Annotated in this window: 13 protein-coding genes; all 13 read left to right on the forward strand. The window is 59.8% G+C overall.

Features of this window, described 5'->3' with window-relative positions; genetic code table 11:
• The first annotated feature begins 3 nt into the window (after positions 1-3).
• The 13 genes from uppS to HBO19_RS22410 all read left to right on the forward strand — a co-directional run bounded on the left by uppS (position 4) and on the right by HBO19_RS22410 (position 15,991).
• Positions 4-759: a polyprenyl diphosphate synthase gene (gene uppS / locus HBO19_RS22350; protein ID WP_169955739.1), complete on the forward strand. Its 756-nt coding sequence runs from the start codon at positions 4-6 to the stop codon at positions 757-759.
• The gene (locus HBO19_RS22355) at positions 759-1,565 is read left to right on the forward strand and encodes a phosphatidate cytidylyltransferase (protein WP_169955740.1); all 807 of its coding nucleotides are present in this window, start codon (positions 759-761) and stop codon (positions 1,563-1,565) included. The genes uppS and HBO19_RS22355 overlap by 1 nt, the downstream gene beginning before the upstream one ends.
• Positions 1,562-2,752, forward strand: coding sequence for a 1-deoxy-D-xylulose-5-phosphate reductoisomerase (gene ispC / locus HBO19_RS22360; protein ID WP_170058331.1), 1,191 nt, complete (start codon positions 1,562-1,564; stop codon positions 2,750-2,752). The genes HBO19_RS22355 and ispC overlap by 4 nt, the downstream gene beginning before the upstream one ends.
• Positions 2,753-2,787: 35 nt before the next feature.
• A complete protein-coding gene (gene rseP, locus HBO19_RS22365) occupies positions 2,788-4,140 on the forward strand; it encodes a sigma E protease regulator RseP (protein WP_169955455.1) in 1,353 nt (450 codons plus the stop codon).
• Positions 4,141-4,214: 74 nt separating this feature from the next.
• Complete coding sequence (gene bamA, locus HBO19_RS22370) at positions 4,215-6,602, forward strand: outer membrane protein assembly factor BamA (protein ID WP_169955456.1); 2,388 nt, start codon at positions 4,215-4,217, stop codon at positions 6,600-6,602.
• A 45-nt stretch (positions 6,603-6,647) separates the two neighbouring features.
• Positions 6,648-7,151, forward strand: coding sequence for an OmpH family outer membrane protein (locus HBO19_RS22375; protein WP_003219314.1), 504 nt, complete (start codon positions 6,648-6,650; stop codon positions 7,149-7,151).
• A gap of 3 nt (positions 7,152-7,154) precedes the next feature.
• On the forward strand, positions 7,155-8,210 hold the full coding sequence (gene lpxD / locus HBO19_RS22380; protein WP_169955457.1) for a UDP-3-O-(3-hydroxymyristoyl)glucosamine N-acyltransferase: 1,056 nt from the start codon (positions 7,155-7,157) through the stop codon (positions 8,208-8,210).
• Between the two features lie 110 nt (positions 8,211-8,320).
• On the forward strand, positions 8,321-8,761 hold the full coding sequence (gene fabZ / locus HBO19_RS22385) for a 3-hydroxyacyl-ACP dehydratase FabZ (protein ID WP_029297270.1): 441 nt from the start codon (positions 8,321-8,323) through the stop codon (positions 8,759-8,761).
• Positions 8,758-9,534, forward strand: coding sequence for an acyl-ACP--UDP-N-acetylglucosamine O-acyltransferase (lpxA, locus tag HBO19_RS22390; RefSeq protein ID WP_169955458.1), 777 nt, complete (start codon positions 8,758-8,760; stop codon positions 9,532-9,534). Before fabZ ends, lpxA begins: the two co-directional genes overlap by 4 nt.
• Positions 9,535-9,536: 2 nt before the next feature.
• Positions 9,537-10,676, forward strand: coding sequence for a lipid-A-disaccharide synthase (lpxB, locus tag HBO19_RS22395; protein WP_170042923.1), 1,140 nt, complete (start codon positions 9,537-9,539; stop codon positions 10,674-10,676).
• Positions 10,673-11,305, forward strand: a complete 633-nt coding sequence (gene rnhB, locus HBO19_RS22400; RefSeq protein WP_169955460.1) for a ribonuclease HII — start codon at positions 10,673-10,675, stop codon at positions 11,303-11,305. Before lpxB ends, rnhB begins: the two co-directional genes overlap by 4 nt.
• A gap of 77 nt (positions 11,306-11,382) precedes the next feature.
• Positions 11,383-14,904 (forward strand): DNA polymerase III subunit alpha, encoded by a 3,522-nt coding sequence (dnaE, locus tag HBO19_RS22405; protein ID WP_169955461.1) that lies wholly within the window; start codon positions 11,383-11,385, stop codon positions 14,902-14,904.
• Positions 14,905-15,043: 139 nt separating this feature from the next.
• Complete coding sequence (locus tag HBO19_RS22410; protein ID WP_029297260.1) at positions 15,044-15,991, forward strand: acetyl-CoA carboxylase carboxyltransferase subunit alpha; 948 nt, start codon at positions 15,044-15,046, stop codon at positions 15,989-15,991.
• The last annotated feature ends 12 nt before the right edge of the window (positions 15,992-16,003 follow it).

The following is a 16,003-nucleotide window of genomic DNA, read 5'->3' on the forward strand; positions in this document are numbered from 1 at the left end:
TTCATGGAAAAGACCAAGCAGACTGTGCCCTCCGCGGTGCCGCGCCATGTCGCGATCATCATGGATGGGAATAATCGCTGGGCGAAAAAACGCTTTATGCCAGGTGTCGCCGGGCATAAAGCGGGTGTCGATGCGGTACGGGCCGTGATCGAGGTGTGTGCCGAGGCCAAGGTCGAGGTATTGACCTTGTTTGCCTTCTCCAGTGAAAACTGGCAGCGCCCGGCCGACGAAGTCAGCGCCTTGATGGACCTGTTCTTCAAGGCCCTGCGTCGTGAGGCCAAGCGCCTGAACGACAACAACATCAGCTTGCGCATCATCGGCGATCGCTCGCGGTTCCATCCGGAGCTGCAGGCGGCCATGCGTGAGGCTGAGGCGATCACCGCTGGCAGCAACCGCTTCGTCCTGCAAATCGCCGCCAATTATGGCGGGCAATGGGATATCGCCCAGGCTGCGCAGCGCCTGGCGCGTGAAGTGCAGGCCGGCCATCTGCGCCCGGAAGACATCACGCCCGAGTTGTTGCAAACCTGCCTGGTGACTGGCGACCTGCCGTTGCCGGACCTGTGCATCCGTACCGGTGGCGAGCACCGCATCAGCAACTTCCTGTTGTGGCAGTTGGCCTATACCGAGCTGTACTTCTCCGACCTGTTCTGGCCGGACTTCAAACACGATGCCATGCGCAATGCGCTGGCCGATTTCGCTTCCCGTCAGCGTCGCTTCGGTAAAACGAGCGAGCAGATCGAAGCTGGAGCCCGGGTTTAATGCTTAAACAACGAATCATCACGGCACTGATCCTGCTGCCGATCGCTCTGTGCGGGTTTTTCCTGCTCGAAGGCGCAGGTTTTGCACTGTTCATTGGTCTGGTCGTGACCCTGGGCGCCTGGGAATGGGCGCGCCTGGCAGGGTTCGCCGAGCAACTGCCGCGGGTGGTGTACGCCGCCGTTGTCGCGTTGTTGCTGTTCCTGATGTACATCCTGCCGGATGTCGCACCCTGGGTGCTCGGGGCGGCGGTGCTGTGGTGGGCGTTGGCGACATTCCTGGTGTTGACCTACCCGCGTACCAGCAGCCAATGGTCCAGCGTCGCCTGCAAGCTGGTGATCGGCCTGCTGATCCTGCTGCCGGCCTGGCAGGGCCTGGTCTATATCAAGCACATGGCCCTGGGCAACTGGTTGATCATGGCGGTGATGGTACTGGTCTGGGGCGCGGACATCGGTGCGTACTTCTCCGGCCGTGCCTTTGGCAAGCGCAAGCTGGCCCCGGCGGTCAGTCCCGGCAAGAGCTGGGAAGGGGTGTACGGCGGGCTGGCGTTGACGTTGCTGATCACCCTGGTTGTTGGCGTTGTGCGCGAGTGGGATGCCAAGCAAATCCTCCTGGCCCTGGTCGGTGCGGCGGTGGTGGTGCTGATCTCGGTGGTTGGCGATCTGACCGAAAGCATGTTCAAGCGCCAGGCAGGCATCAAGGACAGCAGTAACCTGCTGCCGGGCCATGGCGGCGTGCTGGACCGCATCGACAGCCTGACGGCGGCGATCCCGGTGTTTGCCGTGCTGTTGTGGATGGCCGCTTCGTGAGCCGCCTACAGCAAGTGACCGTGCTGGGAGCAACCGGCTCGGTCGGGTTGAGCACGCTGGATGTGATTGCCCGTCACCCTGAGCGCTATCAGGTATTCGCCCTGACCGGCTTCAGCCGCTTGAGCGAGCTGTTGGCGTTGTGCGTGCGGCATGTGCCGCAGTTCGCGGTGGTGCCGGATGCAACTGCCGCCCGTGGTTTGCAGGACGACCTGCGGGCTGCGGGCCTGTCGACCGAGGTATTGGTCGGCGAGGGGGGCTTGTGTCAGGTGTCCGCCGCCTCTGAAGTGGATACTGTGGTCGCCGCCATCGTCGGCGCTGCTGGCTTGCGTCCAACCCTCGCAGCGGTTGATGCGGGCAAAAAAATCCTGTTGGCCAATAAAGAAGCGCTGGTGATGTCCGGTGCGCTGTTTATGCAGGCTGTGCGCAAGAGCGGCGCGGTGCTGTTGCCGCTGGACAGCGAACACAATGCGATTTTCCAGTGCATGCCGGGCGATTTTGCCCGCGGCCTGAGCCAGGTGGGCGTACGGCGTATCTTGCTGACCGCCTCCGGTGGCCCGTTCCGCCAGACCCCATTGGCCGAGCTGGAGCACGTTTCTCCCGATCAGGCCTGCGCCCATCCCAATTGGTCGATGGGGCGCAAGATCTCGGTGGATTCGGCGAGCATGATGAACAAGGGGCTCGAGCTGATCGAAGCCTGTTGGCTGTTTGATGCTCGGGCCGAGCAGGTCGAGGTGGTGATTCATCCGCAAAGCGTGATTCATTCCCTGGTCGACTATGTGGATGGTTCGGTGTTGGCCCAGTTGGGCAACCCGGACATGCGTACGCCAATCGCCAATGCCCTGGCCTGGCCCGAGCGGATCGATTCGGGGGTTGCACCCCTGGACCTGTTCGCCATCGCACGCCTGGATTTCGAAGCGCCGGATGACCAACGCTTCCCCTGCCTGCGCCTGGCGCGTGAGGCGGCAGAGGCGGGCAACAGCGCTCCGGCTATGTTGAATGCGGCCAATGAGGTCGCGGTTGCTGCGTTTCTTGATCGGCGCATCCGCTTTCCACAGATCGCGAGTATCATCGAGGAAATTTTGAGTCTCGAGCCGGTGGTTGCCGTAAATGATTTGGGCGCCGTATTCGAGGCGGATGCCAAGGCCCGGGTCTTGGCCGAGCAATGGTTGAAACGCCACGCAGGTTAGTCGGCAGGCGCGGGATTGGAATGCGGAGAGATTAGATGAGTGCGCTCTACATGATTGTCGGCACCCTGGTTGCTCTGGGTGTGCTGGTCACTTTTCACGAATTTGGTCATTTCTGGGTGGCGCGCCGTTGTGGCGTCAAGGTCCTGCGTTTTTCCGTGGGTTTTGGCATGCCGCTGCTGCGCTGGCACGACCGCAAGGGCACCGAATTCGTGATTGCCGCCATTCCCCTGGGTGGCTACGTCAAGATGCTCGACGAGCGTGAAGGCGAAGTGCCGGCTGATCAACTGGACCAATCTTTCAATCGCAAGACCGTTCGTCAGCGTATTGCCATCGTGGCGGCTGGCCCGATCGCCAACTTCCTGTTGGCCATGGTGTTTTTCTGGGTCCTGGCAATGCTGGGCAGCCAGCAGGTGCGCCCGGTTATCGGTGCGGTGGAGGCGGGCAGCATTGCAGCCAAGGCTGGTTTGAGCGCCGGGCAGGAAATTGTTGCTATTGATGGTGAGCCGACTACAGGCTGGGGGGCGGTCAATCTGCAGTTGGTTCGCCGCCTGGGTGAGAGTGGCACCGTACAGCTGGTGGTGCGCGAGCAGGACTCCACGGCCGAGACGCCGCGCGAGCTGGTACTGGACAAGTGGCTCAAGGGCGCTGACGAGCCTGACCCGATCAAATCCCTGGGAATTCGCCCATGGCGTCCGGCGCTGCCGCCGGTACTGGCGGAGCTCGATCCCAAGGGGCCGGCCCAGGCTGCCGGCCTGAAGACCGGTGATCGTTTGCTGGCCCTTGATGGTCAGGCGCTGGGCGACTGGCAGCAAGTGGTTGATCTGGTTCGTGTACGTCCTGATACGAAAATTGTGCTGAAAGTTGAGCGCGACGGTGCTCAAATCGACGTCCCTGTTACCCTTGCGGTACGCGGAGAGGCCAAGGCGGCCGGCGGGTATCTGGGGGCGGGGGTCAAAGGTGTCGAATGGCCGCCATCGATGGTGCGAGAGGTCAGCTTCGGGCCGTTGGCGGCAATTGGCGAGGGTGCACGACGCACTTGGACCATGAGCGTACTGACCCTCGATTCGCTGAAGAAAATGTTGTTCGGCGAGCTCTCGGTAAAAAACTTGAGTGGACCGATAACCATTGCTAAAGTGGCGGGCGCTTCTGCCCAGTCGGGTGTTGCTGATTTCCTGAATTTCCTGGCTTATCTGAGTATTAGCCTTGGGGTTCTGAATTTGTTGCCCATTCCAGTACTGGATGGGGGGCATCTGTTGTTTTATCTCGTCGAGTGGGTGCGTGGTCGCCCCTTGTCGGATCGGGTGCAGGGTTGGGGGATACAGATCGGTATCAGTTTGGTGGTTGGGGTGATGTTGTTAGCCCTGGTCAACGATCTGGGACGTCTGTAACGCTTCGCTGAATTGCGAATCTGCCGCATTTTGCGGCAGTTTGTTTATTGCCAGTTGGAATAAGAAAGGACTTCATGAAACGTCTGCTGCTAACTGCGGTTCTCACCGTATTGATGATCGCCGAAGTTCACGCCGAGTCCTTCACCATCTCCGATATTCGCGTCAACGGCCTCCAGCGGGTTTCCGCGGGTAGCGTCTTTGGCGCCTTGCCGTTGAACGTTGGGGAACAGGCTGACGACCGTCGCCTGGTGGAATCCACTCGTGCGCTGTTCAAAACCGGCTTCTTTCAAGACATCCAGCTGGGTCGTGAAGGCAACGTCCTGGTCATCACTGTCGTCGAGCGACCTTCTGTCGCCAGTATCGAGATCGAAGGCAACAAGGCGATCTCCACTGAAGACTTGATGAAAGGTCTCAAGCAATCCGGCCTGGCCGAAGGCGAGATCTTCCAGCGCGCCACCCTCGAAGGCGTGCGTAACGAGCTGCAACGTCAGTACGTTGCCCAGGGCCGCTACTCCGCTTCCGTGGAAACCGAAGTGGTGCCGCAGCCGCGCAACCGTGTCGGCCTGAAGGTCAACATCAACGAAGGCACCGTGGCGGCGATCCAGCACATCAACGTGGTGGGTAACACCAAGTTCGCCGACGAAGACCTGATCGACCTGTTCGAGCTCAAGACCACCAACTGGCTGTCGTTCTTCAAGAACGATGACAAGTACGCCCGTGAAAAACTCTCCGGTGACCTGGAGCGCTTGCGCTCCTATTACCTAGACCGTGGCTATATCAACATGGATATCGCTTCGACCCAGGTGTCCATCACCCCGGATAAGAAGCACGTGTACATCACCGTCAACGTCAACGAAGGCGAGAAGTACCGCGTTCGTGACGTGAAGCTCAGCGGCGACTTGAAAGTGCCTGAAGACCAGGTCAAGTCCCTGCTGCTGGTCCAGAAAGACCAGGTGTTCTCGCGCAAGCTGATGACCACCACTTCCGAACTGATCACCCGTCGCCTGGGTAACGAAGGCTATACCTTCGCCAACGTGAACGGCGTGCCGACCCCACATGATGATGACCACACCGTGGACATCACTTTTGTCGTCGATCCGGGCAAGCGTGCCTACGTCAACCGCATCAACTTCCGTGGCAACACCAAGTCCGAGGACGAAGTGCTGCGTCGTGAAATGCGCCAGATGGAAGGTGGCTGGGCTTCGACCTACCTGATCGACCAGTCCAAGACCCGTCTTGAGCGCCTGGGCTTCTTCAAGGAAGTCAACGTCGAAACCCCGGCCGTACCGGGTGTGGATGACCAGGTCGACGTGAACTACGCAGTGGAAGAGCAAGCGTCCGGTTCGATCACCGCCAGCGTCGGTTTTGCACAGAGTGCCGGCCTGATCCTCGGTGGCTCGATCACCCAGAACAACTTCCTGGGTACCGGTAACAAGGTATCCATCGGCCTGACCCGCAGCGAATACCAGAGCCGCTACAACTTCGGTTATGTGGACCCCTACTGGACTGCTGACGGTGTGAGCCTGGGCTACAACGCCTTCTACCGCACCACAGACTACAAAGACCTCGACGTCGACGTTGCAAGCTATGCGATCGACAGCCTGGGTGCCGGTGTGAACGTGGGCTACCCGATCAGTGAGACCTCGCGTCTGACCTTCGGCCTGACCGCGCAGCAGGATGAGATCAAGACCGGTGTCTACACCGTCGATGAGATCTTCGACTTCACCCGCCGCGAAGGTGACAAGTTCCTCAACTTCAAGGCCTCGGCCGGTTGGTCCGAGTCCACCCTGAACAAAGGTGTGCTGGCCACCCGTGGTCACTCCCAGAGCCTGACCCTGGAAGCCACCACACCAGGTAGCGACCTGTCGTTCTTCAAGCTCGACTACCGTGGCCAGTTGTTCACGCCGTTGAGCGATAACTACACCATGCGCCTGCACACGGAATTGGGCTATGGTGATGGCTATGGTTCGACCGATGGCTTGCCGTTCTACGAGAACTACTATGCCGGTGGCTTCAACTCGGTACGTGGCTTCAAGGACAGCACCCTGGGTCCACGTGGTACGCCAAGCCGTGGTGTTGCTGAAACCGGTAACGTCGGCACCGTGCGTGACTCTGACAATGATCCGCTGCCGTTCGGTGGTAACGTGCTGATCCAAGGTGGTGCGGAAATTCTGTTCCCGCTGCCGTTCGTCAAGGACCAGCGCTCCCTGCGGACCTCGGTCTTCTGGGATGTGGGTAACGTATTCGACTCCAAGTGCGAGCAGATCCGTAACCCTAGCGGCTTGAAGTCCAACACCCAGTGCAACGACGTAAGCCTGAGCAATCTGGCCAGTTCCGTGGGTGTGGGTGTGACCTGGATTACCGCCCTGGGCCCGTTGAGCTTCGCCTTGGCGATGCCAGTCAAGAAACCGGATAACGCTGAAACCCAGATTTTCCAATTTTCCCTCGGCCAGACGTTCTAAGCGTCCGACCCAAGATAACGACAACGGATTCTGTAGGAGTGCATCGTGCGTAAGTTGACTCAATTGGTTCTTCTGGCAACCGTGCTGGTCGCAACCCCGGCGTTTGCCGAAATGAAAATCGCCGTCCTGAACTATCAGATGGCCCTGCTGGAATCCGATGCGGCCAAGAAGTACGCCGTGGATGCCGAGAAAAAATTTGGTCCGCAACTGACCAAGCTCAAGACCCTGGAAAGCAGTGCCAAGGGCATCCAGGACCGCCTGGTCGCCGGTGGCGATAAAATGCAGCAAGGCGAGCGCGAGCGTCTGGAGCTTGAGTTCAAGCAAAAGGCCCGTGACTATCAGTTCCAATCCAAGGAGCTGAACGAAGCCAAGGCTGTTGCTGACCGTGAAATGCTCAAGCAACTGAAGCCTAAACTCGACAGCGCCGTGGAAGAGGTCATCAAGAAAGGTGCCTTTGACCTGGTCTTCGAGCGTGGCGCCGTGATTGACGTCAAGCCTCAATACGACATCACCCGCCAGGTGATCGAGCGCATGAACCAGCTGAAGTAAGCCATGACCGCGACTATCAAACTCGGTCAATTGGCCGAGTTCCTGGGGGCTACCTTGCGTGGCTCCAAGGAGAAGGAAATCACTGGGCTAGCCACCTTGCAGGAGGCTGGCCCAGCTCAGTTGAGCTTCCTCGCAAATCCCCAATACCGTAAATACCTGGGCGACAGCCAGGCCGCAGCCGTGTTGCTGAAGGCCGCTGACGCCGAGACGTTTGCCGGGGATGCGCTGGTGGTGGCCGACCCTTATGCCGCATACGCGCGGGTTTCCCACTTGTTCGACCCGAAACCCAAGGCTGCCCCTGGTATCCATCCTTCTGCGGTCATTGCCAATGATGCACAGGTGGATCCTGCGGCCAGCATCGGTGCTTTTGCGGTTATCGAAAGTGGTGCGCGCATTGGTGCCGGCGTGACTGTTGGTGCCCATTGCTTTATCGGTGCTCGCAGCGAAATCGGTGCAGGCGGCTGGCTCGCGCCGCGCGTGACCCTGTACCACGATGTGCGTATCGGGCAGCGGGTAGTGATTCAGTCGGGTGCCGTGATCGGCGGCGAAGGCTTCGGCTTTGCCAATGAGAAGGGCATCTGGCAGAAGATCGCCCAGGTCGGCGGTGTGCTGATCGGTGACGATGTGGAGATCGGTGTCAACACTGCTGTCGATCGCGGGGCCTTGGCCGATACGGTGATTGGCAATGGTGTGAAGTTGGATAACCAGATCCAGATCGCCCACAACGTACAGATTGGCGATCACACGGCCATGGCCGCGTGCGTCGGCATCTCCGGCAGCACCAAGATCGGCAAGCATTGCATGCTGGCCGGCGGTGTCGGCTTGGTGGGCCATATTGAAATATGTGACAACGTATTCATTACCGGCATGACCATGGTGACCCACTCGATTACCGAGCCAGGGGCCTACTCTTCCGGTACAGCGATGCAACCCGCGGCCGAGTGGCGCAAGAGCGCGGCCCGTTTAAGGCAGCTCGACGACATGGCGCGGCGCCTGAAACATCTGGAAAAGCGTGTTGGGGACGTGACCCCTGGCAGTAATGTTTCATCAGATGGCTGATACCATTTCCATATCAAGTGTGCACAGCAGCTAGACTGCCTTCTTGATTTGCTAGAGGGGCGTGCCTTAGTCCGCGCGCTCCCAATCTTTATTACAGGCTTCCCCCCGAAATGATGGACATCAACGAGATTCGCGAATACCTGCCTCACCGTTACCCGTTCCTGCTGGTGGATCGTGTAGTGGAACTGAATGTTGAGGAAAAGCGCATTCGTGCCTACAAGAATGTCAGCATCAACGAACCATTCTTCAATGGTCATTTCCCCGCGCATCCAATCATGCCGGGCGTGTTGATCATCGAAGCGATGGCGCAGGCCGCTGGTATCCTGGGTTTTAAAATGCTCGACCTGAAGCCTGCCGACGGCACGCTTTACTATTTCGTGGGCTCCGACAAGCTGCGCTTTCGCAACCCGGTCACCCCAGGCGACCAGTTGATCCTGGAAGCCAAGTTCGTGAGCTGCAAGCGCCAGATCTGGAAATTCGAATGCCAGGCGTCCGTTGACGGCAAGCCTGTGTGTTCCGCCGAAATCATCTGTGCGGAACGCAAACTATGAGTTTGATTGACCCTCGCGCAATCATCGATCCGACGGCCGTGCTGGCCGCCGACGTTGAGGTCGGCCCTTGGTCGATCATCGGCGCAGGTGTGGAAATCGGCGAGGGAACAGTCATCGGGCCGCACGTGATCCTCAAGGGGCCGACCCGCATTGGCAAACACAACCGCATCTACCAGTTTTCCTCGGTAGGCGAAGATACGCCGGACATGAAGTACAAGGGTGAAGAAACCCGCCTGGTAATCGGTGATCACAACATCATTCGTGAAGGCGTGACCATTCATCGTGGCACTGTGCAGGACCGGGCAGAAACTACCCTGGGTGATCACAATCTGGTGATGGCCTACGCGCATATCGGACACGACAGCGTTATTGGCAACCACTGCATCCTGGTCAACAATACTGCACTGGCCGGTCATGTGCATGTTGATGACTGGGCGATCCTGTCTGGTTTTACCCTGGTGCATCAGTACTGCCATATCGGCGCCCACAGCTTTTCCGGCATGGGCACTGCTATTGGCAAGGATGTGCCGGCGTTCGTCACGGTATTTGGCAACCCTGCCGAAGCCCGCAGCATGAACTTCGAAGGCATGCGCCGCCGGGGTTTCAGCGAAGAGGCCATTCACGCCCTGCGTCGCGCCTATAAGGTGGTGTATCGCCAGGGCCTGACGGTTGAGCAGGCATTGGCCGAACTGGCCGAGCCAGCGGCGCTGTTTCCAGAGGTTGCCATCTTCCGTGATTCGATCCAGGCATCGACTCGCGGCATCACCCGCTGATCATGGCCACGCTGCGTATTGCATTGGTGGCCGGAGAAGCTTCCGGCGATATCCTCGGCGCTGGCCTGATGCGCGCCATCAAGGCGCAGCATCCAGCCGTTGAGTTTATTGGGGTCGGCGGCCCGCTGATGCAGGCCGAAGGCCTGACTTCCTACTTTCCCATGGAGCGTTTGTCGGTCATGGGGCTGGTGGAAGTGCTGGGGCGCCTTCGCGAGCTGCTGGCTCGGCGCAAACTGCTGATCCAGACCCTGATTGCCGAAAAACCGGACGTCTTTATCGGTATCGACGCACCGGACTTCACCCTCAATATCGAACTCAAGCTGCGTCAGGCCGGAATCAAGACCGTGCATTACGTCAGCCCGTCCGTGTGGGCGTGGCGGCAGAAGCGCGTGCTGAAGATCCGCGAAGGCTGCGACCTGATGCTGACCCTACTGCCTTTCGAGGCGCGGTTCTATGAAGAGAAGGGCGTGCCGGTAAGGTTTGTCGGCCATACCCTGGCCGACACCATCCCGCTACAGGCGGATCGCGCCGCTGCGCGCGCCGAGTTGGGCCTGCCCGACGGGCCGCTGGTGGCGTTGATGCCCGGCAGCCGTGGCGGTGAGGTCGGTCGCCTGGGCGCACTGTTTTTCGATGCGGCCCAGCGCCTGCAGGCGTTGAAGCCAGGAGTGCGATTTGTACTGCCGTGCGCCAGCCCGCAGCGCCGTGCACAGATCGAAGCCTTGCTGGTGGGGCGCGACTTGCCGTTGACGCTGCTCGATGGTGGTTCGCACCTGGCTCTGGCCGCCTGTGACGCGGTGTTGATCGCCTCTGGTACCGCCACGCTGGAGGCCTTGCTCTACAAGCGCCCGATGGTCGTGGCCTATCGCTTGGCGCCGCTGACCTACTGGATTCTCAAGCGCATGGTCAAAAGTCCCTACATCTCCTTGCCCAACCTGCTTGCGCAGCGCCTGTTGGTGCCGGAGTTGCTGCAGGACGCTGCAACCCCCGAAGCATTGGCCCAGACCATTCTGCCGTTGATCGACGGTGGTGAAGAGCAGACCCGTGGGTTTGACGAAATTCACCGTACCTTGCGCCGTGATGCGTCGAACCAGGCCGCAGATGCCGTATTGACCTTGATCGGCCGCCAGCAGGAAACCCTATGAAGACGCAAATAGGCCTGGATTTCAGCCTGGTCGCCCAAACCCACGAACTGGTTGCCGGTGTCGATGAAGTCGGGCGTGGTCCGCTGTGCGGTGCGGTGGTCACGGCGGCGGTGATCCTTGACCCGAATCGCCCGATTCTCGGCCTCAACGACTCGAAGAAACTCACCGAAGCCCGTCGTGAAAAACTTTTTGACGAAATTTGCGAAAAGGCCCTCAGCTGGCATATCGCCAGGGCAGAGGTCGAGGAAATCGACGAGTTGAACATCCTGCATGCCACGATGCTGGCCATGCAGCGCGCCGTCGAGGGCCTGCATATCACCCCGAAACTGGCGATGATCGACGGGAATCGCTGCCCGAAGCTGGCGATGCCGGCCGAAGCGGTGGTCAAGGGTGATAGCAAGGTTCCGGCGATTGCCGCTGCCTCGATTCTCGCCAAGGTCAGTCGCGACCGTGAAATGGCGGCGTTCGAGTTGATCTACCCAGGCTATGGCATCGGTGGCCATAAAGGCTACCCGACGCCCGTTCATCTGGAAGCCCTGGCCCGATTGGGCCCGACGCCGATCCACCGCCGCTCGTTTGCCCCGGTACGCCAGGCTTACGAGGTGCGCGAAAGCCTGGCCGAGATTTAGGCGCAGGCTGATGTTTTACTCAAGGCCCGGTACAATCCGGGCCTTGTTGTTTTCACACGTATCTAGACAGGATCACTATGCCGGCTTCATTCGTTCACCTGCGCCTGCACACTGAATACTCCCTGGTCGACGGCCTGGTACGGATCAAACCACTGGTCAAAACCCTGGTGGGCATGAACATGCCGGCCGTTGCGGTGACCGATCAGAACAACATGTGTTCCCTGGTCAAGTTCTACAAGAGCGCCATGGGCGCCGGCATCAAGCCGATCTGCGGCGCCGACTTGTGGCTGTCCAACAAAGATCCGGATAACGCCTTGAGCCGCATCAGCCTGCTGGCGATGAACGGCGTGGGCTATCGCAACCTGACCGAACTGATTTCCCGTGGTTTTATCGACGGCCAGCGCAATGGCTCGATCATCATCGAGCGCGAATGGGTGGCCGAGGCCAGCGAAGGGCTGATCATGCTGTCGGCCGCCAAAGAGGGCGAGATCGGGATCGCGTTGCTGGGCGGTAACCCGCACGAGGCCGAGGTGCTGGCCAGTGAGTGGATGCAAGTCTTTCCCGACCGCTTCTACCTGGAGGTCCAGCGCACCAATCGCCCCAACGATGAAGAACATCTGCACGCTGCCGTGGCCCTGGCCGAAAAGCTGGGCGCGCCGCTGGTAGCCACCAACGATGTCCGTTTTATCAAGAAGGAAGACTTCGAAGCCCACGAAACCCGCGTGTGCATCGGCGAAGGCCGGGCGCTGGACGATCCACGGCGCTCGAAGAACTACAGCGAAGAGCAGTACCTCAAAAGTGCCGAGGAAATGGCTGAGCTGTTCAGCGATTTGCCCGAGGCCCTGGAAAACTCCGTCGAAATTGCCAAGCGCTGCAATATCGAAGTGAAGCTGGGCAAGCACTTTTTGCCCAACTTCCCGATTCCCGATGGCATGACCATCGATGAATACTTTCGCAAGGTGTCCTTCGATGGCCTGGAGGAGCGCCTTGCCGTCCTGCTGCCCAAGGACACAACCGAAGACTACGAAGCCAAGCGCCAGGTGTATGTCGACCGGTTGAATTTCGAGCTGGATATCATTATCCAGATGGGGTTCCCCGGTTACTTCCTGATCGTAATGGACTTTATCCAGTGGGCCAAAAGCAACGGCGTGCCGGTGGGGCCTGGCCGGGGGTCGGGTGCTGGCTCGCTGGTAGCTTATGTGCAGAAGATCACTGACCTTGACCCGCTGGAATATGACCTGCTGTTCGAACGGTTCCTGAACCCGGAACGGGTATCGATGCCCGACTTCGACGTCGACTTCTGCATGGATGGTCGTGACCGGGTAATCGAATATGTGGCCGAGAAATACGGCCGTAACGCGGTAAGCCAGATCATCACCTTCGGCTCCATGGCGGCCAAGGCGGTAATCCGCGACGTGGCGCGGGTGCAGGGCAAGTCCTACGGCCTGGCGGATCGTCTGTCGAAGATGATCCCCTTTGAAGTCGGCATGACCCTGGAAAAGGCCTACGAGCAGGAAGAAATCCTGCGTGACTTCATCAAGGTCGATGAAGAAGCCGCCGAAATCTGGGACATGGCCCGCAAGCTCGAAGGCGTGGTGCGTAACGTCGGTAAGCACGCCGGTGGCGTGGTAATCGCTCCGACCAAGTTGACAGACTTTTCGCCGATCTATTGCGACGAAGAAGGCGATGGCCTGGTAACCCAGTTCGACAAGGACGACGTGGAGGCGGCCGGCCTGGTGAAGTTCGACTTCCTCGGCCTGCGGACCCTGACGATCATCGACTGGGCGCTCAAGACCATCAACCGCGAGCGTGCCAAGGTCGATGAGGCGCCGCTGGATATCGCCTTTATCCCGCTGGACGACAAGCCGACCTACGCGCTGCTGCAAAAAGCTGAAACCACTGCGGTGTTCCAGCTTGAATCCCGCGGCATGAAGGAGCTGATCAAAAAGCTCAAGCCCGACTGCCTGGAAGACTTGATCGCACTGGTGGCCCTGTTCCGTCCGGGCCCACTGCAATCGGGCATGGTTGATGACTTTATCAACCGTAAGCACGGGCGCGCCGAACTGGCTTACCCGCACTCCGACTACCAGTACGAAGGCCTTAAGCCGGTACTGGCACCGACCTACGGCATCATCCTGTATCAGGAACAGGTGATGCAGATCGCCCAGGTCATGGCCGGCTACACCCTAGGCGGCGCGGACATGCTGCGCCGGGCCATGGGTAAGAAAAAGCCCGAGGAAATGGCTAAGCAGCGCGGCGGTTTCATTGAAGGTTGCGCCACCAACAACATTGACGCTGACCTGGCCGGTAACATCTTTGACCTGGTGGAAAAATTCGCCGGTTATGGCTTCAACAAATCCCACTCCGCCGCCTACGGCCTGGTGTCGTATCAGACTGCGTGGCTGAAGGCCCACTACCCGGCGCCGTTCATGGCGGCGGTGCTGTCGGCGGATATGCACAACACCGACAAGGTCGTGACCTTGATCGAAGAAGTGCGGACCATGAAGTTGAGGCTCGACGCGCCGGATGTGAACGCCTCGGAGTTCAAGTTCACCGTGAACGACGAAGGCCGCATCATCTATGGCCTGGGCGCGATCAAGGGGGTGGGCGAAGGCCCGGTCGAGGCAATCACCGAGGCGCGCCAGGATGGTCCGTTCAAGGACCTGTTCGACTTCTGCGCCCGGGTCGACCTCAAGCGCATCAACAAGCGTACCCTCGATGGCCTGATCCGCAGCGGTGCACTCGATCGTCTCGGTCCGTATTTCCATGACGAGCCGAAGGCCTACCAGGCCAATATCGACCGCAACCGCGCGGTGCTGCTGACCGCCATGGAAGAAGCGATCAAGGCCGCCGAGCAGACCGCCCGCACCCACGACAGCGGGCATGCCGACCTGTTTGGCGGGCTGTTCGTCGAAGAAGATGCCGATGTGTACGCTAACCACCGCAAGGCCAAGGAGCTGACCCTCAAGGAACGCCTCAAGGGTGAAAAAGACACCCTGGGCCTGTACCTCACCGGTCACCCGATTGACGAATATGAAGGCGAGATCCGTCGTTTTGCCCGCCAGCGCATCATCGACCTGAAGCCGGCGCGCGATACCCAGACTGTCGCCGGGATGATCATTGCCCTGCGGGTGATGAAGAACAAAAAGGGCGACAAGATGGGGTTCATCACCCTTGATGACCGCTCCGGGCGTATCGAGGCGTCGCTGTTTGCCGACGCGTTTCATTCTGCGCAGTCGCTGTTGCAGACCGACGCGATGGTGGTGGTGGAAGGGGAGGTCAGCAACGATGACTTCTCCGGCGGCCTGCGCCTGCGGATCAAACGCGTAATGAGCATGGAAGATGCCCGCACCAACCTGGCCGAAAGCCTGCGCTTGAAGGTGAAAACCGAAGCGCTCAAGGGCGATCAGCTACGCTGGCTGGGGGACTTGCTCAAGCGTCACCGTGGCGCGTGCCCGGTGACCATGGAGTACACCGGCAGCGATGCCAAGGCGATGTTGCAGTTCGGTGAGACGTGGCGAATTGACCCGGCCGATGGCTTGATTCAAGCATTGCGTGACCAGTTCGGGCGTGACAACGTCTTCCTCCAATACCGTTGACGGTCAGGGCTGCCCTTGTACCCCTGACCTCGACTCGACATTTAATCTCGACCTTGACGCGCCTCTCCCTTAAGGTAGGGCGCGAATAGACAACCGGCTGGCCAGGCACTCCCTGGCCGTCGACCCAAGACGGACGCTTATGAACCCGAATTTTCTTGATTTCGAACAGCCGATCGCTGACCTGCAAGCCAAGATCGAAGAGCTGCGCCTGGTCGGCAATGACAATTCGCTGAATATCGGCGATGAAATCTCCCGCCTGCAAGACAAGAGCAAGACGCTCACCGAAGACATCTTCGGCAAGCTGACCAGCTGGCAGATCGCGCGCCTGGCCCGCCACCCGCGCCGTCCGTACACCCTGGACTACATCGATCACATCTTCACCGAGTTCGACGAGTTGCATGGCGACCGTCACTTCTCCGATGACGCGGCGATTGTCGGCGGTATTGCTCGCCTGGACGACCAGCCGGTGATGGTGATTGGTCACCAGAAAGGCCGTGAAGTGCGCGAGAAAGTGCGTCGCAACTTCGGCATGCCGCGCCCGGAAGGCTACCGCAAGGCCTGCCGCCTGATGGAAATGGCTGAACGTTTCAAGATGCCGATCCTGACCTTTATCGACACCCCGGGCGCCTACCCAGGCATCGACGCTGAAGAGCGCAACCAGAGCGAAGCGATTGCCTGGAACCTGCGAGTGATGGCACGGCTGAAAACCCCGATTATCGCGACCGTGATCGGTGAAGGCGGTTCTGGCGGTGCGCTGGCCATTGGCGTCTGCGACCAACTGAACATGCTGCAGTATTCGACTTACGCTGTGATCTCGCCGGAAGGTTGCGCCTCGATCCTGTGGAAAACCGCAGAAAAGGCCCCGGATGCTGCCGAAGCCATGGGGATCACCGCTGATCGCCTGAAAGGCCTGGGCATCGTCGACAAAGTGATCGCCGAGCCCCTGGGCGGCGCACACCGCGACCCGGCTGCCGCATCGGCGACCATCCGCGCCGAACTCTGCGCACAGTTGGATATGCTCAAAAAATTCGACAACGAAGCGCTGCTGGCCCGTCGTTACGAGCGCCTGATGAGCTACGGCCTCTAAGCCACGGCATTA

It is taken from the genome of Pseudomonas sp. WS 5021 (genome assembly GCF_012985535.1).
Taxonomy (GTDB): Bacteria; Pseudomonadota; Gammaproteobacteria; order Pseudomonadales; family Pseudomonadaceae; genus Aquipseudomonas.

Excerpts from the sequence above, each read along its gene's own strand:
- uppS (WP_169955739.1), top strand. The coding sequence starts at position 4 with ATGGAAAAGACCAAGCAGACTGTGCCCTCCGCGGTGCCGCGCCATGTC.
- HBO19_RS22355 (WP_169955740.1), top strand. The coding sequence starts at position 759 with ATGCTTAAACAACGAATCATCACGGCACTGATCCTGCTGCCGATCGCT.
- bamA (WP_169955456.1), top strand. The coding sequence starts at position 4,215 with ATGAAACGTCTGCTGCTAACTGCGGTTCTCACCGTATTGATGATCGCC.
- lpxA (WP_169955458.1), top strand. The coding sequence starts at position 8,758 with ATGAGTTTGATTGACCCTCGCGCAATCATCGATCCGACGGCCGTGCTG.
- rnhB (WP_169955460.1), top strand. The coding sequence starts at position 10,673 with ATGAAGACGCAAATAGGCCTGGATTTCAGCCTGGTCGCCCAAACCCAC.
- lpxD (WP_169955457.1), top strand. The coding sequence starts at position 7,155 with ATGACCGCGACTATCAAACTCGGTCAATTGGCCGAGTTCCTGGGGGCT.
- dnaE (WP_169955461.1), top strand. The coding sequence starts at position 11,383 with ATGCCGGCTTCATTCGTTCACCTGCGCCTGCACACTGAATACTCCCTG.
- rseP (WP_169955455.1), top strand. The coding sequence starts at position 2,788 with ATGAGTGCGCTCTACATGATTGTCGGCACCCTGGTTGCTCTGGGTGTG.
- HBO19_RS22410 (WP_029297260.1), top strand. The coding sequence starts at position 15,044 with ATGAACCCGAATTTTCTTGATTTCGAACAGCCGATCGCTGACCTGCAA.
- lpxB (WP_170042923.1), top strand. The coding sequence starts at position 9,537 with ATGGCCACGCTGCGTATTGCATTGGTGGCCGGAGAAGCTTCCGGCGAT.
- fabZ (WP_029297270.1), top strand. The coding sequence starts at position 8,321 with ATGATGGACATCAACGAGATTCGCGAATACCTGCCTCACCGTTACCCG.